This is a genomic window from Aquimarina sp. Aq78, assembly GCF_900299525.1.
Taxonomy (GTDB): Bacteria; Bacteroidota; Bacteroidia; order Flavobacteriales; family Flavobacteriaceae; genus Aquimarina.
Genome location: NZ_OMKA01000003.1, coordinates 653,015 through 676,052, shown reverse-complemented (window position 1 = coordinate 676,052; position 23,038 = coordinate 653,015). Strand labels below are relative to the sequence as shown.

At 33.1% G+C, this 23,038-nt stretch carries 18 protein-coding genes; 7 read left to right on the top strand and 11 right to left on the bottom strand.

The window, feature by feature from the left end; all coding sequences use genetic code 11:
* Positions 1-465: 465 nt before the first annotated feature.
* From DG435_RS07865 to DG435_RS07815, 11 genes are all read right to left on the bottom strand, one after another.
* Entirely contained in the window at positions 466-978 is a 513-nt protein-coding gene (locus tag DG435_RS07865) for a hypothetical protein (protein WP_106792548.1), read from the bottom strand.
* A 246-nt stretch (positions 979-1,224) separates the two neighbouring features.
* Complete coding sequence (locus tag DG435_RS07860) at positions 1,225-2,475, bottom strand: kelch repeat-containing protein (protein ID WP_106792549.1); 1,251 nt, start codon at positions 2,473-2,475, stop codon at positions 1,225-1,227.
* Between the two features lie 11 nt (positions 2,476-2,486).
* On the bottom strand, positions 2,487-3,794 hold the full coding sequence (locus tag DG435_RS07855) for an IPT/TIG domain-containing protein (protein ID WP_108840579.1): 1,308 nt from the start codon (positions 3,792-3,794) through the stop codon (positions 2,487-2,489).
* Positions 3,795-3,805: 11 nt separating this feature from the next.
* Positions 3,806-5,119, bottom strand: coding sequence for an IPT/TIG domain-containing protein (locus tag DG435_RS07850; protein ID WP_108840578.1), 1,314 nt, complete (start codon positions 5,117-5,119; stop codon positions 3,806-3,808).
* 259 nt (positions 5,120-5,378) lie between these two features.
* Positions 5,379-5,978, bottom strand: coding sequence for an autotransporter outer membrane beta-barrel domain-containing protein (locus DG435_RS07845; RefSeq protein ID WP_106792550.1), 600 nt, complete (start codon positions 5,976-5,978; stop codon positions 5,379-5,381).
* 12 nt (positions 5,979-5,990) lie between these two features.
* The gene (locus DG435_RS07840; RefSeq protein WP_106792551.1) at positions 5,991-6,692 is read right to left on the bottom strand and encodes a hypothetical protein; all 702 of its coding nucleotides are present in this window, start codon (positions 6,690-6,692) and stop codon (positions 5,991-5,993) included.
* 129 nt (positions 6,693-6,821) lie between these two features.
* Positions 6,822-8,075, bottom strand: coding sequence for a hypothetical protein (locus tag DG435_RS07835; protein ID WP_159025565.1), 1,254 nt, complete (start codon positions 8,073-8,075; stop codon positions 6,822-6,824).
* Positions 8,076-8,086: 11 nt separating this feature from the next.
* Entirely contained in the window at positions 8,087-9,334 is a 1,248-nt protein-coding gene (locus tag DG435_RS07830; protein ID WP_106792553.1) for an OmpA family protein, read from the bottom strand.
* A gap of 30 nt (positions 9,335-9,364) precedes the next feature.
* Positions 9,365-9,712, bottom strand: a complete 348-nt coding sequence (locus DG435_RS07825; RefSeq protein ID WP_106792554.1) for a hypothetical protein — start codon at positions 9,710-9,712, stop codon at positions 9,365-9,367.
* Positions 9,713-9,787: 75 nt separating this feature from the next.
* Positions 9,788-10,804, bottom strand: coding sequence for a hypothetical protein (locus DG435_RS07820; protein WP_106792555.1), 1,017 nt, complete (start codon positions 10,802-10,804; stop codon positions 9,788-9,790).
* A 465-nt stretch (positions 10,805-11,269) separates the two neighbouring features.
* Entirely contained in the window at positions 11,270-14,077 is a 2,808-nt protein-coding gene (locus DG435_RS07815) for an ATP-binding protein (protein ID WP_106792556.1), read from the bottom strand.
* 242 nt (positions 14,078-14,319) lie between these two features.
* Between DG435_RS07815 and DG435_RS07810 the strand changes: the two genes are divergently transcribed.
* The 7 genes from DG435_RS07810 to DG435_RS07780 all read left to right on the top strand — a co-directional run bounded on the left by DG435_RS07810 (position 14,320) and on the right by DG435_RS07780 (position 22,847).
* Positions 14,320-15,186 carry a hydroxymethylglutaryl-CoA lyase gene (locus DG435_RS07810; RefSeq protein WP_106792557.1) on the top strand — a complete coding sequence of 289 codons (867 nt, stop codon included), beginning with the start codon at positions 14,320-14,322 and terminating at the stop codon, positions 15,184-15,186.
* A 158-nt stretch (positions 15,187-15,344) separates the two neighbouring features.
* A complete protein-coding gene (locus DG435_RS07805) occupies positions 15,345-16,565 on the top strand; it encodes a DUF4856 domain-containing protein (RefSeq protein ID WP_369871787.1) in 1,221 nt (406 codons plus the stop codon).
* Between the two features lie 106 nt (positions 16,566-16,671).
* Complete coding sequence (locus DG435_RS07800; protein WP_106792559.1) at positions 16,672-17,793, top strand: imelysin family protein; 1,122 nt, start codon at positions 16,672-16,674, stop codon at positions 17,791-17,793.
* An 18-nt stretch (positions 17,794-17,811) separates the two neighbouring features.
* Positions 17,812-19,173, top strand: a complete 1,362-nt coding sequence (locus tag DG435_RS07795; protein ID WP_106792560.1) for an HTTM domain-containing protein — start codon at positions 17,812-17,814, stop codon at positions 19,171-19,173.
* A complete protein-coding gene (locus DG435_RS07790; RefSeq protein WP_106792561.1) occupies positions 19,154-21,628 on the top strand; it encodes a TonB-dependent receptor domain-containing protein in 2,475 nt (824 codons plus the stop codon). The genes DG435_RS07795 and DG435_RS07790 overlap by 20 nt, the downstream gene beginning before the upstream one ends.
* Positions 21,629-21,674: 46 nt before the next feature.
* A complete protein-coding gene (locus tag DG435_RS07785) occupies positions 21,675-22,187 on the top strand; it encodes a PAS domain-containing protein (RefSeq protein WP_106792562.1) in 513 nt (170 codons plus the stop codon).
* Between the two features lie 156 nt (positions 22,188-22,343).
* On the top strand, positions 22,344-22,847 hold the full coding sequence (locus tag DG435_RS07780) for a ferritin (RefSeq protein ID WP_106792563.1): 504 nt from the start codon (positions 22,344-22,346) through the stop codon (positions 22,845-22,847).
* Positions 22,848-23,038 lie beyond the last annotated feature (191 nt).

Sequence of the window (23,038 nt, the reverse complement as noted above, 5' to 3'; positions counted from 1 at the left end):
TGCTTAAATTCTTCACTATACCTATTCTGCCATTTTGTTGAATAAGTTTTTGAATATCTATCCATTATATTACACTTTTGTGTAAACCTATTTCAGGACAAGACAAGATTGGAGAATAAGAGTAGAGCAAATAAACGATAAGAACCAGTTACAATAATGTAGCTGGTTTTTTATTTAGATTATAATATTCTAGTTTCATTTTTTGAAACTGTACTATTGTATTTTGGTCAGATAAACAAGAATTATAATATTTCATAATACATCTGGTTATATTTGGTTAGTTTCGCTATGGTGTATTGTAAATATAGTAGTGTAAAAAAATATTAGGATGACTATACCATGTAGAGATTGATATTTTTTGGGTTATCTAAACTGTAGTACCACTAACGAGACGCTAGCGGGAGCGGGGGTAATGGGGTAAACTATACATTCTCTGTTACATATTAGTTTTGGGTATGGCTATTTTTATTTATTGAAATGCTTCATTACAGCATAGTAATCATTGATATCAACTCCTTCTGCTTTTAGTTTAGATAGAATATCCTGCTGCTCACCGCTTCTATTTGTTGATGCGATGATTACTATTCTTAGTTCGTCGAATTGACCAGCAGTAACAGAGAACACAGTATTTAGATTTCTATTATAGAAATCCATAGAATATTTTTCCAACTCTATAAAGGTTCTGATATCGATTCTTAATGGAGTTAAGTTCGTATTTGGGATTGGGTATAAACGAGTGCTTCCATTTAATTTTAAGTATCCCAAAATCGCATCATTGTCAATCACTTCTTGTGTGAATTCTGGTATAGACTGGTCGTGAAAACCATCTGATATTGTAGAGAGATTATATGTAAAAGATCGAACATTTGCATTACCATTCTCCCCATTGGTTCCGTCACCCCCAGCAATACCTTGTCCTCCTTGTGGACCAACAGGTCCTATGGCTCCGTCTTCTCCATCAGAACAACCTAATGCCAATAACGTAATGAGTGTTAAAAAAAAGTACTTTAGTTTTAATTTTTTTTGTTTTCATGATGTGAATTTTTAATGATATAACTCGTTGTGTATTTAAATATTCTTTTACCGAAATCTGTGTATCGAGAATAGGATTATTGACCAAAAAAGCTATTCTCGATACATTTTGTCTTCATTTCATTACAGCAAAACACTCGAATTGACACTTCTTTGTAGCATTTTTCTTAAATGCATAACAGGTTGATATATTTAGTTAAGAATCCAAACAGAATTGTTTGCTAGGCCCGGCGAAGAACCACCAGCTACAGCATATAATTTTCCATGTAATGATGCGAAAGCATACTTTAGTCCTGTGGTGATAGGAATTCGATTTGTGGCTAACCTCCAATCAATACCGTTTCTTGATTGATAATAATTAGTAAGATTACTCCCAGAAATTATATTAAGCCTATTGTTTAAGACAGTAAGTGTTGGATTGTATGAGAAGTTTATTGTTGTATTATTTGATAATTCACCCCATGTAGCCCCATCGGTGCTTGTTCGTATAGTTACTCTTCGGTTACTTGGGTTTCCTTCTTCTAAAACACCATATAGTGTATTGTTTAAATTTGCAATACCCATCCCATATTTGAATGCAAAACCATGATTATTGGTTTCCAAAATCCAATTAAGACCATCGGTAGAGCTGTAGACATGACGCTCATTAGAAAGATCTGCAACATTACCGTTGTAGCCTGCAATACGCCATAATTTGTTATTAAACACGATCATGGTCATGTTGTTATATTGGTTAAATGGAGTTATCTCAGCTTCTTCGATCCAGGTAATGCCATCTTCAGAACTATAGATTGCCCTAGATACACTTGCTCCTCGTACACCTCCGTAAACCCATAATTTGTTATTAAATACAATAGCATAGTGTTGATGAATGGGACCAAATGGTGGAGCATCTTGCGCTAAAACCCAGGTAACCCCATCAGAACTTGACCAAACATCCCCTAAAGGATCTCCTGCTTCGTTTTGACCGCCGATAACCCATAATTTATCATTAAAAGCTACTGTAGTAGAGTATGCCCGCTTAGGAAAAGCTGCATTGTCGGTAAGTAACCTGGGAGCGATATGTTCTGTTGTAAAAGCTCTGATTGCAGATGTAGCAATATCTCTTACACCATTATTTGCTGTTACTTTCCATTTATAAATAGCTCCTATTTCAAGAGGAGTTTCTATGGTGTATGATGTCGTACTTACAGCGGCTATCTTACTCATATTGTTGTCATCAAACCCTATGTAAATATCGTAGTTAAAAGATTCGTTACTCACAAAAGCATCCCATGATAATTCTCCATCAATTCGAAAAAGAGTTTCATCGGTGGTTGGCGTAGAAAGTGTAATTTCCCCAAGTTCAAATTGTATAATAGGTTGGTCATCATCATTTTTACAACTTAGTAGTAGTGTACAAAGCACTAAAGCGATATTGAAATGTTTAAAAAAAGTTTTCATGTGTTCTTACTTTATTCTTGTGTTATTTTTCGAATTTTATGATTTCTAGAATCGGAAACATAAAGATGATTATCGGTATCTATTGTAACATCAAATGGAGAATCAAATTGAGCAGATACTGTTGTGCCATCTGCAAAACCAGGGGTATTTCCTACCAGAGTAGTTACTACTCCTTGAGGCGTGATTTTCCTTATTTTGTCATTCCCACTATCAGCAACATAGATAACTCCATCTGTGTCGATAATAATGCTTGTAGGGGAGTTAAATTGGGCTGCAGTGCCATTGCCATCAGCAAAACCAGAGGTGTTTCCTGCGAAGGTGCTCACTACACCTTGAGGCGTGATTTTTCGTACTTTGTCATTACCCCGTTCTACTATATATAGGGTGTCATTTTTATCTATTGCAATACCTGTAGGGAAATTAAATTGGGCCATACCACCGGTTCCATCTGCATAACCTGTAGTACTACCTGCTATAGTACTTACTACTCCTTGGGGTGTAATCTTTCTTATTTTATCGTTCCCAGAATCAGCAACAAATATATTTCCTAAAGCATCTGTTACAAGCCCTTGAGGAAAATTGAACTGAGCCATAGTACCAGTTCCATCTGCAAAACCAGGAGCACTTCCTGCGATAGTACTTACTACTCCTTGAGGAGTGATTTTTCTTATGGCGTGATTCCAGGTATCGGCCACATATAGATTGCCTTCTGTATCTATTGTAATATCTGTAGGGAAATTAAATTGAGCCATACTACCAGTTCCATCTGCATTGCCTTGAGTACTACCAGTTAGGGTACTTACTACTCCTTGAGCTGTAATCTTTCTAATTTTATGATTCTGTATGTCTACAACATATAGATTGCTATCTGCATCTAGTGTAATACCAGTAGGATTATTAAATTGGGCAACATTACCTGCTCCATCTGCATGACCTTGAGTACTACCTGCTAAAGTGCTTACATTTACTTCGGTAATAGTATAGGTGAATTCTGGGCCGGTAAGTGTTGTGCCATTTACAGATAGAGTTACCAGTCCTGTAAATGCTCTGGCGGGTACAATTGCCCTGATTTGGTTATTACTTACTGATTGTACAGTACCTTCTTTGTCATTAAAAAATACGTGTACCTTACTGATATCTTCGCCAAAATTATTACCGTTAATGGTTACAATAGTAGTTTTTGGACCACTGATAGGGCTTATACTACTTAGAGTTGCTGCTGGTACTACTACTGGTGGTGTATTGCCATTATCATCACTACTACAACTTGCTAGCACTAGTATTAGCAATAGAACTATACTGTTTTTTATTGTTTTCATGTGTTCTTACTTTATTCTTGCGTGATTTTTCTTATTTTGTGATTATTAGTATCTGTAACATACAGTATGTGATCTCTATCTATTATAATTCCATATGGGTAAGTAAATTGTGCCGAAGTACTTGTGCCGTCTGCAAACCCTTCTGTACTTCCTGCCAGGGTACTAACTACTCCTTGCGGTGTTATTTTTCTTATTTTATGATTTTCAGTATCCGCCACGTATAGATTACTATCTGTGTCTATTGTAATACCTAGAGGAAAGTTAAACTGAGCTAAAGTACCAATGCCGTCTGCAGAACCTAGGGTACTTCCTGCCATGGTGCTCACTACCCCTTGCGGTGTTATTTTTCTAATTTTATGATTTTCATAATCTGTCACATACAGATTACTATCTAAGTCTATTGCAATACCTAGAGGATAGCTAAATTTGGCCATAGTACCAGTGCCATCTGCAAAACCTTCAGTATTACCAGCCAAGGTACTTACCACCCCTTCTGGTGTTATTTTTCTTATTTTATGATTGTAAGAGTCAGCTATGTATAAATTATTATCTGTGTCTATTGCAATAGCATATGGTCTATTAAACTGGGCAACACTGCCTTGGCCATCTGCAAATCCTGAAGTGCTGCCTGCCAGTGTGCTTACCACTCCTTGTGGTGTTATTTTTCTTATTTTATGATTATTGGTATCCGTTACATATAGATTATTATCTGTATCTATTGCAATACTACTGGGATCATAAAACTGGGCTGCACTACTTTGACCATCGGCAAACCCTGAGGTGCTACCTGCCAGTGTGCTTACCACTCCTTGTGGTGTTATTTTTCTTATTTTCTGATTGTTAGAATCAGCTATGTATAGATTATTATCTGTATCTATTACAATACCAATAGGCTTATTAAACTGGGCAGCACTGCCTTGCCCATCTACAAATCCTAGGGTACTACCGGCTATAGTGCTTACATTTACTTCGGTAATGGTATAGGAGAATTCTGGGCCAGTAAGTGTTGTGCCATTTACAGATAGAGTTACCAGTCCTGTAAATGCTCTGGCCGGCACAATTGCCTTGATTTGGTTATTACTTACTGATTGTATAGTACCTTCTTTGTCATTAAAAAACACTTGTACTTTATTAATGTCTTCACCAAAATTATTGCCGTTTATGGTTACAATGGTGGTTTTTGGCCCACTGGTAGGGCTTATGTTGCTTAGGGTTGCGATGGGTAGCGTAGGGGGAGGTGTGGTATTACCATTATCATCACTACTACAACTCGCTAGCACTACTACTACTAGCACTATAACTATACTGTTTTTTATTGTTTTCATGTGTTCTTACTTTATTGTTTTTAAAAATTTTAATCTTGTTAGTATAGGTTAGTGTTGTATTAGGTATATAGATTGATATCATTTTTTTTTAGGCGCACCCTTTGTTTTTTATTGATAATGTGTTTAGTTGTCGGTCAGAGTCCTTCGATAAACTCATGAGGCCTGTCGAAGATTTTTGAAAACACAAATTTGGAATCACTTCGACAAGCTCAGTGTGACATATTGATTTTTTAAGGTAAACGACATTGATAATTAGGAATTAAAAGAAGGCAGAAATACCAATACCCAGAAAAATAGAGGATAAGCTTTCTTTGTAACCAGATGGTGCATTATCGGGATTAATATCTTCCCAGGAATAACTTACACTAGGTTCGATGGCAACATGATTTCCGAGAAAAAAAGCATAGCCGGCTCCAACTCTAAATCCAAAAATATTTGATTTTATATCTGTTGAGCCAAGCAATCCTCCATCGGTAGTTGTTTTAGAATTTCCTATTCCGATAAGGCCTTCGAAATAGATGTTGTTTTGCAGGTAATAACGGGCAAAAGGCCCAATACCAAAACCATTGGTGGTCGTTTCTATATCTCCAAAATCTGAATCTTGCTTTTCTTTGTTTGTATTAATGCCTAATTCGAGACCCACGGCAAGATTATCGATTACAAAATATCCAACTTTTGGCGTTATTCTGGTGGTAAATGCGGTTGCTTTGTCATCATTTCTTTTTCGAGTGGTGAAATAAACATTAACACTCCCGTTAGCAATAAAACTCCCCTTTGTTTTGGCGTCAAATCCAGAGTCTTGTGCGTGAGATGAAACTATAAAAATGAATGTTACGATTAATGTGGTTACTTTTTTCATAATGAATTAATTTTAGTTGATTTGATGTAAAATGCTTTTTGTGATTAGTTTTCCGTTTGCTTTGCGTGTTTCTTCTTTTACCATACCGACACCTTCTGCTATCCATTGTTTAGAATGTTGTGTCGTGGTCATTCCCATGGTTAACTCGTTGGTATAAGTAATTACATAGCAATCAAAAGTTCCTGCAGGGGTAGTAACTTGCTCTTTTGCAATTATTTTTCTGTTTTGCATATTGGTGGTCATATTTATGTTCATGATTCCCGCATTTACAGACATATGTACAGATGCATTAGGTAATTCCTGACCAATAGTTAAACTATTGGGGAAAGAGATGTCATCTCCCGTAATACTATATTCCATATCATTATATTGATCAAGTATACCAGGGGCAATAAAAGATTCGGGATCTAAACGAGTCGTTTTTCCCGAACAACGAGCTTTAAATGATGAGGTGACAATTGATTTCTTGTTTCTACCGTCTTTTAGATTCATGGCAATAGTAATAACACTTTGAGTAGCTGTGTTTTTTACATCGGTTACCTTAAATTCGGTTATGGTAGAAAGGCGTTCCTTTTTATCATATTGATGGATGATTAGTTCTTTACCTTCCTCACTAGCATAAAACTTACTACAATTGTTGTTCTGAGCAGAAACCGATGTGAGTACCAGTATTGTAATTAAAAAAGTGATATGTTTCATCTGTTTGTATTTCATTGTTTTTAGAGGTCAGATGAAATTTGCCAATACTCATTTCGGTTGGTGTCAACTTATATGGTTATGGCTCATTTCATAGATTGTTTTATTAATCGTTACTTCATTTTTTTGATAGGTGGCATGATGATTTTATGGATTAAGCTTAATTAAAATAGATTCTCCATTTCGCTCTACCAGTTCATAGGTTCTATCAATTGCATCTTGTATATAATCTGCATAATTGAGATTATTAGATAAATTGATCAAATCCACATAATTCTCTTCGAAACGAGACGCATCTTCAAAATAATTAGCATAATCAGAAAGACTTTCTGGTAGTTGTGGAAGTGTTATTTTATTTGCACCATTATTCGGGATTGTAATGTGCCATGAAAGGTTTTTTGCTGCCGGATTTATAATTTGAGTATCAATATTGGTACATAAATAAATGCCAGATGGTTGTACTTGCAGACTGTTTGATGTTGAAGTATACGAAAAATTCCAATTAGGTTTTGTAATGGATACTGTTTCAGGTAAACCATTAGTTTTAATTGCTTTGCTATGGTATACTCCATCTGGGTATGATCCTCCATATTTTGTTAAGTAATATTCAAAACCTTCAGTGATTTCCAAATATTGAGAACCATTACCTTCGAGATTAACAGATCTGTTGGTGTCATAAATAGCATAAAGATCAGTGTGGTTTCTGTCTGAAGTATCATTTACCGTTATAGCACTTGTAGATACGATGTTAAAATCTGCAAAACTTAAAGTTCTATTTTCAATTTCTTTATAGTTATCAATCCATGTATATCCATAAACCATAGGATCTACATCATTTGGCTTATACCTTATTTTCAGGAAAATTTTATCACTAGAACCTTCTTTATTATATTCATAAGTTTTGGTAGGAGCACTGGTAAGGGGATCGACTCCATCTGTACTAGTTCTGCGTTTTAGTCCATAAACAAAAAGCCTGATGCGTGTAGCCCCGGTTAAGTTTAGCGTAAATTTTATGCTACCATTTCTAGTAGAATTGTAATTGGGAGCAATTGCACTGCTGCCAACAGGTACGTCTTTGATAGTGATTAGACCTTTATAACTATCTGTTTCTAAAAGGGTAGTAAGCATAAAACTATTTGAGGCATATCCTTTTGCGGTTAGTGTATAAATTCCGGGTATTTTGTTGGTTTCTACGGTGGTTAAGATTTCGCCTTCAGCATTGTTGGCTATGATCATATTAGGTAAGCTGTTTACACTAAGATTAGAATAATCAAATGTTGCTAATATGATTTCTTGATTAGGATCTATTCCGGGGCCGTTGTCATCGTTAGAACAAGACAAGAATATGGTAACCGATAACGACAATAACAATATATATAAAATGGATTTTGATGTTTTCATTTTTTTGAGATTTAGAGTTTAATAAATTCTACTCGTCTGTTTTTTGCTTTTCCGGCCTTTGAAGTATTATCTGCTATTGGTCTTGCTTCTCCTTTTCCTTCGATTTGAATTCTGCTAAACCGAATATCATATTGTTCTACAAGAATCATTTTAACAGCTTTTGCTCGTTGTTCAGAAAGTTTTCTATTGCTTTCTGCATTCCCATCAGCATCTGTATGGCCTATGATTTTTATTTTCATATCGGGTAGGTTTTGCAAAGCCATAGCTACCTCTTTTACGATCGTTTCAGATCCTCCTGTAATGGTTGAGAATCCTGCTTTAAAAAGGATAGCATTGGTAGATAAACGTCCTTCGGTAATAAGCTTACTTCGATTATCCTGACCACTCTTAGCTATTTTAATATTAGATATGTATACCTCGTCTTTATCGCTTGCATCCCGCAATCCTTTGGTGTATAATTTAAATACATTTGCTTTTTGTGGAACTAATCTTGGAATATCCACGATTTTATTTTCATTAAGCCATACTCGCATTCGGGTTTTATTGACAGCGATAGCTATATGGGACATTCCTTTTATTGCAGTACGATAATCTTTACCTATCTGATTTCGGATCTGGCGTTGTCCGTTTGTTACTTTTTCTACAACACCAGGAGATTCGATGAATTGGCAAGGAGATAGTTCTACCATACACCAGTTTTTTGATCGTTGAAAACCAGTATTGTCTTCGAGTAAAAGTTTAATCCAGGCCTGAGAACTGGTTTTTTTATCTAATCCTTGAGTAAGAAGATCAAATTCTATGGTGTAATTTTCGGGAAATGACTCTTTAATTGTCGGGACATACTTAGAGTTACCTCCCAAACGGAACCATTTTTTACCATCAATCTTTACGATTTCACCAGAGCCGTTGGTATCCCATTTAGCAGGAAAATCTCCTTGTTGATCATTTGTGAAATCATCCTCAAATACTACAATATTTCCTGATATAAAATCAGAGGCACGATTGATTTCATACTCCTTAGAGCTTCCGATAATAACTCCTCTTTTTTTCTTTTTCCTTTTTCTTTTCTTCTTTTTTCCTTCAAAAATACCATCAAGACCTTTGTTGGTTTTTTTTTCTGTTTCCCGCTCTACACGTTTTTCAATAGTACGTTTTGCCGCTTCTTCTGCCTTTTTACCCAACCTTTCTAATAATTGAGCATTACTTGTAGTGATACTACATAGTGCAAGAAGAAAGCAAAGTGTTTTTGTAGTTTTCATCGATTTGCGTTTTATTTCCCCTAATTACTTTTATTGATGTTTTTTGGCTTCTACTATTTTTTTCTCGATTGCTAATCCCAAAGAATCTTTTTGTTTTTGGGTAAGTTTTTTAGCTTGTAAATAGTACATGTTTTTGTACTCTAATTTTTGCTCTGCAGGGATATCCATTTTTTCGAGTAGTTCTAGGAAACTTATTGTTTTTCCATTTGATTTTCCATCCAGATTTTCTCCAAATACACCAGATAATAAGTTGGCTTTCATATCTAAAAGATTCTCTTTTTTTACATTTTTTTTACTTGTTTTGCTAGTATCTATACTTTGTGCATTTGCCCATTGCGTGATAAAAAGTGCTATAATCAAGAGTTGTAATGATTTCATGATTTCTAAATTTTAATTCTGTCATTTACTTCGTTAATAGTGATGAAATGTGTCTTGTTTATATAAGAACAGTTCTTAATCTTCTTTAATACTGCTTATTTCACCGGTTCTACGTGTACCACCTGCACCATCACTACGATTACTTCCAAAAATCCATATCTCATCATTAAATAGTAATGCGGTGTGACCGTTGATACCATCTGTTCCTGGTCTGGGGCCTTCATATCTGGTCCAGGTCATCATATCTGATGAATACCATATTTCGTTGTTAAACTCAGTAAGGTTATCTTTACCAGCAATAACCCACACTTTATTATTGTAAACAGTTGCAGAATGTGCATTTCTTTCAGAAAACAGAGTAGCGGGGTTAACTTCTGCCCATGAACTACCATTGGTACTGGTCCATATTTCATTTACTTTGTTACCCGCTATATCTTCTCCTCCCAGTAGATATATTGCATCATTAAAAACAACACCTTTTTGTCCTGCTCTTCCAGAAAACGCATTATCGGTTTCTTGTATCCAGTCTAGACCATTTGTTGTTGACCATACCTCAGTTTGATTAGTTGTACGATTACCTTTTGTTACATACATTCTGTTGTTATATACGATGGTTTCATGAGCTAATAAAGCTCCAAAGGGAGGAGATAATTCGTTCCAGGACTCCCCATCTGTTGAATGCCATATATTGGTATATGGAACATCTGCAATGTCTTTACCACCGATAAGCCAAAGTTGATCATTAAATGTAGTTAATGTAGCTCCATAACGAAAAGATGTAAAGCTTGTTGGTGTAGTACTAGAAAGAGGAACAGTACCCCAATTAATACCATTATTACTAGACCAGAGGAAATGAAATTGAGAACCACCGTATGAATTATAACCTCCGGCAGCATAAATTTTTCCGTCAAAAATAGCCATGGCGACTTCTGCAAATTCACCCATTTGATCTTCTTCAGTTTGTACTGTAAAGGTTAAAGAAAACTCTCCTCCTCCTCGTAAAGGAGCATTATCATCATCATCTGAGTTACACGAAAAAAGGATAACTGTAAGTATGGCTAACAGTAGTGTGTTAAAAGCTTTTGTTTTCATTTCTTTTATTTTTAAAGTTTTACATCTTCATATCCTTATACCAAGAATATTGTTACCTCTATTATGAATATTTTTCATAATTTTTTTAGAAAAAATCAAGCTTTCAACAAAAGCAGAAATTTGATAGATGATACTCTTACTTCCTAAATTTTACTTCCTTAATTATTTTGTTTTTATGTATGATTTTTAATGTGTAGGTTCCATCTTCTAAATGATTTATATTTAGATGTATGCTGTTCGTAGAAAAACTATTGAGTTGCCCTTTATAACTTTTTCTTTTTTTATTCATGCTAGCATGATCAATCAATAAATCAAACTTTGTTTTTAGACTTGACGGTAAAACTAGGATATGTAAAAGGAGATCATTATAAGGTATGTAACAAAGACTATGAATTATGTAACATTAAGAGAATAGGGGGATTGCCCCTTGTTTTTAGGGATGTTTATTAAGAGGTGATAAAAGAATTATTTACTTTCTTTAGTAGCATACTCAGAAGGAGTACATTGATACATTTCTTTAAAGCATTTAGTAAAATAAGAATGATCGTTGAAACCTACAGCATACCCAACCTGAGATACATTTGTATCAGAATTTTTGAGTAGTTGTGCGGACAATTTAAGACGTTGAGATCTAATAAATTCTGAGGATGTTAAGCCAGTAAGAGCCTTTAGTTTTCTGTGTAGTTGCATTCGGCTCATACCTATGGCTTTACTAAATTCTTCTACACTAAAAGAAGATTCTATCAATTGTTCATCCATTACCTTTTGTACTTTGTTTAAGAAGTTTTCATCCATAGGGGTTATGGTGATATCTTTTGGAGTTAAAAATACTTCCTGGCTATATCGCAATTGCAATTTTTTTCTAATCATCAAAAGATTATTAACCTTGGCAGCCAGTATTTTTTGATTAAAAGGTTTGGTCATGTATTCATCAGCTCCTATTTGCAATCCTGACAATTCATTTTCTTCACCGGCTTTTGCAGTTAATAAAATGATTGGAATATGACTGGTACGTTCATCATTCTTTAATTCATTAGTGAGCTCAATTCCATCTTTTTTGGGCATCATAATATCAGAAATGATGATATCAGGAATGTGTTGTATCGCCAGTTCACATCCTTCTTCTCCATTATCGCTACTAATAATATGATACTGATCTTTAAAATTATCCTGAAGCAATTTATTTAGATCCTTATTGTCTTCAACTATTAATAAAATAGGAAGTTCATCATTTTTATTGCCCAATTCTAAATCATTTGTAGCGGTGTCAGAAATTTCATGAATAGTATGATAATGAGTAATAGGTACTGAATTTTCTTCTATAACTGTAGCATTTTTTATAACCTTTTTATCTAAGGAGATTGCAAAGTTAAAGCTTGTCCATTCCTTTGGTTTACTATCCACAGTGATTACTCCTTCGTGTAATTTTACAAGTTCATTAACCAAAGCTAGCCCGATACCTGTGCCAGATTGAGAACTATGGGTTTGATAAAAACGTTTAAAAACCAGTTGTTGTTGTTCTTTGGTCAAGCCTTCTCCTGTGTTTTTTATATCGACAAGGAGTTTATCTTTTTTGATATGAGCATTGCAGATAATAGAACCATTTTCTGGAGTATATTTTATAGCATTCGACACTAAATTAGTTGTAATTTTATATAAGGCATCCCGATCCAACCAGCCTTCTTCTTCATGATTGTTTAAATACGTTAGAAAATTAATGTTTTTTAAACTTGCTGCATACTCAAAATCTTTAACGATAGCATTAACTTGTTGTATTGGTTTTACCTTTTGCAAAGATAAAGTCATACTACCGGCTTCAATTTTGGAGATATCTAATAATTGATTGACTAGATCAGAAATTCGATTACTATTGTTTAAAACTAATTCAAAATCAACACGATCTTTTTTACTAAGATCTTCATTCATTAGTTTGTTTTGTATGGGGCCAGATATTAGGGTAAGTGGAGTTCTAAGCTCATGCGATATGTTAGCAAAGAAGTTTGATTTTGCTTTGTCTAGTTGTATAAGTTCGGTTTTTATTTTTCGTTCATTATCAAGCTCATACTGACCTTTAATTCTATATTCAACATTTCTTTTATTATTATATGATACAATTCCTGAAAAAATTAAAATCTCAATTAATACAGTATTTAAAAAGTATAAACCATTAGCCGTAATTATAGAGGCAATATTTCCAATAATAAGTAAAAAACTACTTATAAGTACAACTCTTGATATCAAATCTTTTCTCACAGAGAATAGATATACAAAGACAATTAATGCAGTACTACCAAAAAATATTCTAAATGCGAAGAAAACACCAATACGATAATTAAGGTGCGGATCAATTATAGATATGATTAAGTTAATAATAGCAAAAAGAACAATGCTGAATAAAAAATAGTTAGAGAATTTACATAACCGTTTATGGACTACCTTAAACTCTAAGATACCGTAAACAAAATAAAAATAAAAAAAGGAAGCTCCAATAATACTAAGTTGTTTTATATAATGAAAAAGCATAGGGTGAATACTGTTCAATACAGAAAAAGTAAATGGAGTATTTGGAGCAAAAATTGCGGTCACAAAAAATAAGTAAATACTATAGTTCAAAAAGTTTTTATCTCTAGAGATAAAAAAACTTACAAGAAAAAGTAAGCAAGCAATGAATATAGCACCTGTATAAAACTCTTGATGTTTAGCTACGGAAACCTCTCTAATTATATCACCAACAACACTTTTATGGTCAACAAGTATAATCCCAAAAGATTCTCTGATACTTGATTTACCAGCATTGGAGATTGGTTTTTTATTAAAATAAAAAGGTTTAGAAAAGTCAATCGAATCTATAGATAAACTAAGTGATGAAGCTTGCTCAATATCATAAGTAATCTTTCCTTTTTTAATAAATGTCCCGGTTTCATATTTTTTGTAACCTTCTTTTTTGAGAGGTATATAAAAATCTGAAGCATCACTAATAAAGGTTAGAAAATATAATATTTTGGCATCTGTTTTAATATCTATTTTAAATTTATACCAATAAAAAGCATTTGGTTCAGAATTTTTAAAATCTAAAAGATGTATAGATTTAAATGCTTGGAGTGTAATTTGATTAAAATTAAGTTCTTTAGAATAATCTTTGTAAAGAGTTACTTCTTCTAAAGGCATATAAATACTGTCTTTACTAGTAATTTCTATAGGCTTTGTAGAAATCGATTGAGCGGTAGAATTTATTTGGAGGATTAAAAAAAGTAGAGGAAAGAAATTTCTCATGTTTTTAATTTGGCTTTTTAAATATAGCAATTATAAATAAATCAATTACTTATAGATATAAGATTTGTAACCAATTGATGTTACATATGTCATAAAAGATTTTCGCATACACAATTCGAGTTAAATTATTATAATCCTTTTGTTGGGTGTTCATATCATGTAGCGTCGAAACGCTTTAAATTTTAAAAAATAATCATACTTTTATACACACAATTGAATATTTCTTAGTTTGCTACTCTAAAATGACCGAAAACGTAAAAATTATTGAATGTCCCCGTGATGCTATGCAGGGTATAAAAGAATTTATTCCTACCGAAAAAAAGGTTCAATACATTCAGTCTTTACTAAGATGTGGTTTTGATACTATAGATTTTGGAAGTTTTGTTTCACCAAAAGCGATACCGCAAATGGTGGATACTGCCCAGGTTTTATCGCAATTGGATCTCTCTGATACCAGAAGCAAATTGTTGGCTATTATTGCTAATGTTCGTGGTGCTAATGATGCAGTACAACACGAAGCGATTGATTATTTGGGATACCCTTTTTCTATTTCAGAAAATTTCCAGATGAGAAATACACATAAGACTATTGCAGAATCTGTAGCTACATTACAAGAAATACTACACATCGCTGATAAAGCAAATAAAGAAGTGGTGGCTTATCTTTCTATGGGGTTTGGTAATCCTTATGGAGATCCATGGAGCGTAGAAATAGTAGGAGAGTGGACCGAGAAATTAAGCAAGATGGGAGTGAAAATTCTTTCGTTATCTGATACTGTTGGTACTTCTACACCAGAAATTATTGATTATTTGTTTTCGAATTTAATTCCGGCCTATCCAGAGATTGAATTTGGAGCACACCTACATACAACACCAACGACCTGGTTTGAGAAAGTAGATTCTGCATATAAAGCAGGATGTAGACGGTTTGATGGAGCTATTCAGGGATTTGGAGGATGCCCAATGGCAAAAGACGAATTAACTGGTAATATGCCTACCGAGCGTATGATCTCATATTTTACAACGGTGAATGCCGAAATAAATATCAGAACATTAAGTTTTGAATCTTCTCATAATGAGGCTACCAAAATATTTTCTTTATACCATTAAGTTATAAATGTCTTAAAATCAGTTCGATATTTTTTTTATTTACTGAAATTTAAAATTAATTTAGATTTAGAATAAATAAACTTTGTCAAATTCGTTTTGATGAATATCTTTGCGAACTCATAAGTTATTGATATTAAGTCTAAATAAAAAAAATGAAAATTAAAAACTTACTAAAATTTGTATGTATATCAGGAACCTTTATTTTAGGGTCTTGTTCTTCAGATGATGATAGTACTCCGCCAGTAGTGGTAGAGGCACCTGCGACCTACGTTTTTGAACGTAATAATGAAAGCTCTATAAGCTTTGGAGGCCAAACTACGCGTATTGCAATGGCCGAAGAAATTATAAGTAAATTAAAAGATAATGCAAGTACCGAAGCTATTTTAGATGCAATGTTTGCTCATGCAGAAGGAGCGAATGATTTTTCTGATGCTGATTTAAATGCATCTGGTAAAAGTGTAAGAAGCAAGACGGCTGCATCAAGAGATTATTTTTCTGATAATGCAACAGATGCTGCAGTTATAAAAGAAAAATTTGATGGTTGGATAAAAAGCCAGGTAGATGATGTTTTTCCTAATTGGGCGACAAGTGCTTCAGCTGGTGTAGCAGGAGTTATACAAGAAGCCGGAGGAGGGTCTAATAGATATGTTAATGCAAAAGGATTAGAATTAAACCAAGCATTTGCCAAGAGTTTAATTGGAGCTTTAATGACTGATCAAGCTTTAAATAATTATTTAGGAACTGCGGTTTTAGATGAAGCTTCTAATGTAGCAGATAATAATAATGGTGTGGTAGCAGAAGGTAAACCTTATACTACAATGGAGCACAAATGGGATGAAGCTTATGGCTATCTATATGGTGCTTCTCAGGATAAAGCAGATCCAAATAAAACTATTGGTAAAGATGATAGTTTTCTAAATAAATATATTGGTAGAGTAGAAGGAGATTCTGATTTTGCAGGTATTGCAAAAGAAATATTTGATGCATTTAAGTTAGGTAGAGCAGCCATTGTTGCAAAGAAATATGATATTCGTGATGAGCAAGCAGCAATTATTAGAGCAAAAATATCACAAGTTATTGCGGTAAGAGCAGTATATTATTTACAACAAGGAAAAAATGCGTTAGAAGCCCCTACTGTAGATTATGCTAGTGCATTTCATGACCTATCTGAAGGGTTTGGGTTTGTTTATAGTTTACAATTTACAAGAAAATCAGAAGGTAATGTACCTTATTTAACGAGAACAGAGGTTCAAGGACTAATAGATCAGTTAATGGGAGGTACCAATGGATTTTGGGATGTGACTCCGGCAACTTTACAATCAATTTCAGAAACAATTGCAGGTAAATTTAGTTTTACTGTGGCACAAGCCGGTAGCTAGAATAATAAACAATTCATAAAGTTTAAAAAAAGAGGTTGGAAATCATAACATTTCCAACCTCTTTTTTTACATTTGCAAAAATTTATTAAGAATAAATAAAAATAAGATGAATAAATCATTATTTTTAATTTTGGCCATGCTGATTTTTATTGCAGGCTGCTCATCGAGTGATGATTCGAATGGTACAGGCGATAATACAGATAATTTTGACCGAAAAGCCTTATTAACTAATATAGCAGATAATATAGTTATACCTTCATATCAAAGTTTTTCTAATGATATAACTGCTTTAAAAACGGCAACCTCTGGTTTTATAACTACAACCGATGCGGCAAATCTTATTGCGCTAAGGAATGCTTGGATAAAAGCATATACCTCATGGCAATCGGTGAGTATGTTTGAAATAGGAAAAGCAGAAGAACTTTCGCTACGAAATTTTATGAATGTATATCCTGTTACTGTAGCCGAAATAGAATCTAATATTACTTCGGGAACGTATGATTTTACTTCGGTAACAAAACAAGACGAACAAGGATTTGGAGCTTTGGATTATCTTTTGAATGGATTATCAGGTACCGATATAGGGATCGTTGAGTTTTATACTACCAATGCTAATGCTGCTGGTTATAAAAAGTACTTAACTGATTTGGTAAACCGTATGAATAATCTTACCGATGAGGTTTTAAACGACTGGAAAGGAAGTTATAGAGGTACTTTTATAAGTAATAGTGGATCTTCTGCAACAAGCTCGGTAGATAAATTGACTAATGATTTTATTTTTCATTATGAAAAGCATTTACGTGCAGCCAAAATAGGAATACCTGCAGGTGTGTTCTCGGGGTCTCCATTAGATAATACAGTAGAAGCTTTTTATAAGACAGATATATCTAAAACACTTTTTAATGCTAATCTTAATGCATTACAAGATTTTTTTAACGGAAAACATTTTGGTAGTACCACTACAGGAGAAAGTTTAAAAACGTATTTAGATTTCTTAAATACGATTAAGGATGGTGCAGATTTAAGTACTCTTATCAATAACCAATTTAATACTGCAAGAACAAAAGCATCAAGTCTCGATGACGATTTTTCATCTCAGGTTCGTACTAACAATAGTTTAATGACACAAACATATGATGAATTACAGAAAAATGTAGTTTTTCTTAAAGTAGATATGCTTTCTGCATTGTCTATACGTGTAGATTTTGTTGATGCTGATGGAGATTAAATTTGCATATATTGTTAGATGATTTTTAAACTTGACGAATATCTGAAAAAAACGACGGAGGCTGCACCACTTGCAGTCTTTCGTATTTTTTTTGGAGTAATGATGCTAATTAGTATTATTCGTTTTTGGAGCTACGGATGGATTGATAAACTATACATTCAGCCTAAGTTTTTTTTCTCATATTATGGTTTCGAATGGATAAAACCTATAGGAATCTATACCTACATTATTTTTGTCATATGCGGAATTTCTACGATTTTTATAGCACTTGGTTTCAAATATAGGATTGCAATAGTTACTTTTTTTATCAGTTTTACTTACATAGAATTGATGGATAAGACAACATATCTTAATCATTACTATTTTATAAGCTTACTTAGTTTTGTAATGATTTTTTTACCTGCAAATAGGTATTATGCATTAGATGCAAAACTGAAAAGAATTTCTTATCAATTAATTCCTAACTGGACAATTGATGTTATCAAATTACTTTTGGGGATTGTATATTTTTATGCAGGTTTGGCAAAACTTAATTCTGATTGGTTGGCAAAAGCGATGCCTCTTAAAATATGGTTACCTTCTAAATATAGCGTACCTCTTTTGGGAGATTTGATGCAAAAAGAATGGATGCATTATCTATTTAGCTATTCGGGTGCGATTTATGATCTTACAATTCCACTATTGTTATTATATAAAAAAACGAGACCTTTTGCTTTTATTCTGGTCGTTATCTTTCATGTTTTAACCCGAGTTCTTTTTCCTATAGGAATGTTCCCTTATATTATGATTGTGAGCACATTGATATTTTTTGATGCTAATCTCCATCATAAAATATTAGATTTTATTTCCAAAGTGTTTAAAATAAGCAAGCTACAGTTTGATACCAATACAGCATTACAATTTTTTCCTGAGAAAAATAAAATCCTTTTAACCTCTATAACTATATTCTTTGCTATTCAATTGCTTTTACCGTTTAGATATATGTTATACCCAGGAGAGTTATTCTGGACAGAAGAAGGATATCGATTTTCATGGAGAGTAATGTTGATGGAAAAAGCGGGCTATGCTAATTTTAAAATTGTTGATAGTAAAACCAAAAAGCGATTTTATGTTGATAATGATGATTTTCTTACAGCTTTTCAACAAAAACAAATGGCATCGCAACCTGATTTTATATTACAATACGCTCATTATCTAAAAAAGCATTTTAAAAGTCAAGGGCATCAAAACATACAAGTATTTGTTGAGAGCTATGTAGCACTTAATGGTAGGTTGAGTACTCAATATATAGATCCAACAGTAGATCTGGGAAAACAAAAAGAATCATTTAAACATAAAAATTGGATTATTCCATTTAAGGATGAAATTAAGGGATTATAGAATATTTTTTGGAACATTATTAATGATGAGCTCTGTTTTTGGGCAATATCAATTTAAGGGCACAGTAACAAATCTGGATAATCAACCTGTTGTAAATGCCGAGGTATATAACAGAACCAGTGGTCAGCAGGCAATTACAAATACGGATGGTCAATTTAAATTTGCAGACTTACCACAAGGAGAATTTCTGATTACTATTTTTAGTTTTGATTTTGAAATTCTGGAACAACAAATAAAGATTGAAGGGGATTCATCACAAGATTTTGTATTGAAACCTCTTGGAGAAGAACTTTCTGAAGTTTTGATCACACAACGAAAAGAAAAGATTTTTGGACTTAAACAACTTAAACCTGTAGAAGGAACCGCAATTTTTGCAGGTAAAAAAAGTGAAGTAATTCTGGTAGATCAAACGGTAGGTAATTTAGCTTCAAATAATTCTAGGCAGATTTATGCTCAGGTTGTTGGATTAAATATATATGAAAATAGTGATGCAGGCCTTCAGCTTAATATTGGAGGTAGAGGGTTAGATCCGAACCGATCTGCTAATTTTAACATAAAACAGAATGGTTATGATATAAGTGCCGATGTTTTAGGGTATCCTGAGAGTTATTATACTCCTCCTGCAGAAGCTCTGAGTGAAATACAGGTTGTTCGCGGAGCTGCATCATTACAATATGGAACTCAGTTTGGAGGATTAATCAATTTTAAAATGAAACAGCCTAACCCCAATAAAAAAATAGAACTTATATCCAGGCAATCATTGGGATCATTTAATTTATTTACGAGTTTTAATAGTATTAGTGGTACTTTAGGTAAGTTTAGTTATTACACTTATTTTAATTATAAAAAAGGTGACGGTTATAGACCAAATTCAGAATTTGATTCTAAAAACTTTTATGCGAATGTCGGATATGCTTTTACCGATAAAACAAAACTAACTTTTGAAGCCACATATCTAGATTATCTAGCACAACAACCAGGAGGATTAACCGATACTCAATTCGATGAAAACCCAGAGTTTAGCAATCGAACCAGAAATTGGTTTGATGTAAATTGGAAATTATTTTCCCTAAAACTAGAACATAAATTCTCTGATAAGACCGATTTTAGTTTAAATCTTTTTGGTCTTGATGCTTCTCGGAAAGCAGTAGGTTTTAGAGGAAATCCTTTTGTATTAAACTCAAACCCAATCACAGATGTAGATGAAACAGATGCTAATGGTAATTTTGCTTTTCCGCGTGATTTGATTGTAGGTAATTTTAGAAATTGGGGAGCAGAAGCTAGATTATTAAGTAGATACAAGATATTTGGAAAAGAATCAGTTTTTTTAATTGGCTCAAAGTATTACCAAGCTAATAATGACTCTAGACAAGGTCCTGGAAGTGTAGGGACTAATGCGAATTTTGATTTTGCTACACAAGCATTTCCTGATTATCCAAACCAATCTGATTTTGATTTTCCTAATTTGAATGTAGCAATATTCGGAGAGAATATTTTTAATATTTCTGATAGCTTTTCAGTAACTCCTGGTTTTAGATTTGAATATATTAAAACCGAAAGCGAAGGAAGTTATAATCAGGTTAATTTTGATCTGGCAGGAAATCCCATATCTAATACTACCCTTGTAGACAACAGAACCTTGGATCGCTCATTCTTACTTTTTGGTATTGGAGCCAGTTATAAGCCAAATACTCATTTAGAAGCATATGCCAATTTATCTCAGAATTATAGATCAGTTACTTTTAGTGATATTCGTGTAGTAAGTCCAACTTTTATAATTGATCCTGATATTTCTGATGAAGAAGGTTTTACTGCTGATTTTGGTGTTAGAGGAAGAATAGGAGGGAATAAATTATCTTATGATATTGGAGGTTTCGGATTGCTTTATGATGATCGTATTGGGATTGTATTAGATGACAGAGCAAATAGAGTTAGAAAAAATATTGGAAAAGCACTTATCTATGGACTAGAGACTTTTGTGGATTGGAATATTCTTAATACATTTTACACAGGAAACTCAGATTTTCGATTTAATTGGTTTGTTAATGCTTCTTTTACAGAATCAGAATATATAGAATCTGAAGAAGCAGGAGTAAAAGGTAAAAAAGTTGAATTTATACCAGCAGTGAATTTAAAGACGGGATTAAAATTTGGTTACAAAAACTTTCTTGCTAACACACAATTCACCTATTTGTCAGAACAGTTTACAGATGTAACCAATGCCACTAATGCACCTTCTGGAGATAGTCGTAATGGTATTATTGGAGAAATCCCATCATACCATATCCTTGATTTTTCAGTTTCTTATCGATATAAGAAATTTAAACTGGAAACAGGAGTAAATAATGTTTTAGATACCGATTATTTTACTAGAAGAGCTACTGGTTATCCTGGTCCAGGGATTATACCTTCTGAACCTTTAACTTGGTATACAACTTTACAGTTTAAGTGGTAAGAATTTGAATGATTTGTATATAGTAATGTATTAAAAAAATAGTGTAATGAATGAATTTTTCGGGTACGATAGTATGGTGGCGAAGTATTACGAAAAAACGTCTAATCACATATTGCCACTAATTTCTTGGGAGTTCTATGGTGAGCATCATACAGTATTAGAGAGCTTTAGAGAGGACCTTAATATATTAAAGAAAATTACCGAAAACTGGAATTTTACAAGAGATTATTATCAAGAGCTTATTCAAAAAAAATCTGTTATTGTTATTACGAATCCCAATCTTAAAATTGTATATGCTTCGCAAAATATTCAAAAACTAAGTGGATATTTACCTAATGAGATTATTGGTAACTCACCAAAGATATTTCAAGGGGAAGATACGTGTACTAAGACATCATCAAAAATAAGAAGTGCTATAAACAATGAAATCTCTTTTGAAGTATCAATATTAAACTACAAAAAAAATAAAACCCCGTATGTCTGTCTCATTAAAGGATTTCCAGTTCATGATAAACATGGTAAACTAGTCAATTATATTGCTTTTGAGAAAGCAGCTTGAGACATATTTTGATGGTTTTAAATTTAAACCAAAAACCTAATAACTTTTTTTTGAAGATTAATTATCGAAACCTGTAAAGGAGGGTAATGTAATTGTTTCTTGTTATAATAGAATTATGTATTTTAGTTCAATATTATTGAACAATACTAAATAAACATGATAAAAGAAATAGAAGAACTATTAAATGATCAAATAAAATTTGAAGCAAAAGCTTCTGCACAATATCTTTCGATGGCTAGTTGGGCTGATACCAGAGGATATAATGGTATAGCAGAATTTTTTTATATGCAATCAGAAGAAGAAAGAGTACATATGACCAAATTGGTTAAGTTTATTAATGAACGAAGTGGCAATGCTGTTATTCCTGCAATAGATAAGCCTAGAGATGATTTTAAATCGTTGATGGAGCTTTTTGAAACATTCTTGAAAAGTGAAGAATTTGTTACAGAAAAAATTAATAATATTATATACGAATGTCTGGAACGTAAAGATTATAATGTACATAATTTTATGCAATGGTATGTAGCAGAGCAATTAGAAGAAGAGGCAATAGCACGTACATTATTAGATAAACTTAAAATTATTGGCGACGATAAGTCTGGTCATTATTTATTTGATAGAGATATCAATACTTTTCAAGCAGCAGAAGAGCCTAAATGATTGTTAATAAGTTAATAAAGATAAAATAGAGATTCCTTTTTTTGGAATCTTTTTTTTATATTTTTGTACTTTATTTAGATTCAATAAAAATTATATCAGTGCAAAGCTCAGGTACTCCATCATTATATTCTCCTTGTCCGGCTGTCAATTGTGAAATAGCCTGTGGAGGGAAAAAGAAAAAATGTTGTAAA

Bases quoted from the DNA above. Each gene is read 5' to 3' on its own strand.
- DG435_RS07860 (WP_106792549.1), bottom strand. From the start codon at position 2,475: ATGAAAACTTTTTTTAAACATTTCAATATCGCTTTAGTGCTTTGTACA.
- DG435_RS07855 (WP_108840579.1), bottom strand. From the start codon at position 3,794: ATGAAAACAATAAAAAACAGTATAGTTCTATTGCTAATACTAGTGCTA.
- DG435_RS07850 (WP_108840578.1), bottom strand. From the start codon at position 5,119: ATGAAAACAATAAAAAACAGTATAGTTATAGTGCTAGTAGTAGTAGTG.
- DG435_RS07845 (WP_106792550.1), bottom strand. From the start codon at position 5,978: ATGAAAAAAGTAACCACATTAATCGTAACATTCATTTTTATAGTTTCA.
- DG435_RS07840 (WP_106792551.1), bottom strand. From the start codon at position 6,692: ATGAAATACAAACAGATGAAACATATCACTTTTTTAATTACAATACTG.
- DG435_RS07835 (WP_159025565.1), bottom strand. From the start codon at position 8,075: ATGAAAACATCAAAATCCATTTTATATATATTGTTATTGTCGTTATCG.
- DG435_RS07830 (WP_106792553.1), bottom strand. From the start codon at position 9,334: ATGAAAACTACAAAAACACTTTGCTTTCTTCTTGCACTATGTAGTATC.
- DG435_RS07825 (WP_106792554.1), bottom strand. From the start codon at position 9,712: ATGAAATCATTACAACTCTTGATTATAGCACTTTTTATCACGCAATGG.
- DG435_RS07820 (WP_106792555.1), bottom strand. From the start codon at position 10,804: ATGAAAACAAAAGCTTTTAACACACTACTGTTAGCCATACTTACAGTT.
- DG435_RS07815 (WP_106792556.1), bottom strand. From the start codon at position 14,077: ATGAGAAATTTCTTTCCTCTACTTTTTTTAATCCTCCAAATAAATTCT.
- DG435_RS07810 (WP_106792557.1), top strand. From the start codon at position 14,320: ATGACCGAAAACGTAAAAATTATTGAATGTCCCCGTGATGCTATGCAG.
- DG435_RS07800 (WP_106792559.1), top strand. From the start codon at position 16,672: ATGAATAAATCATTATTTTTAATTTTGGCCATGCTGATTTTTATTGCA.
- DG435_RS07795 (WP_106792560.1), top strand. From the start codon at position 17,812: ATGATTTTTAAACTTGACGAATATCTGAAAAAAACGACGGAGGCTGCA.
- DG435_RS07790 (WP_106792561.1), top strand. From the start codon at position 19,154: ATGAAATTAAGGGATTATAGAATATTTTTTGGAACATTATTAATGATG.
- DG435_RS07785 (WP_106792562.1), top strand. From the start codon at position 21,675: ATGAATGAATTTTTCGGGTACGATAGTATGGTGGCGAAGTATTACGAA.
- DG435_RS07780 (WP_106792563.1), top strand. From the start codon at position 22,344: ATGATAAAAGAAATAGAAGAACTATTAAATGATCAAATAAAATTTGAA.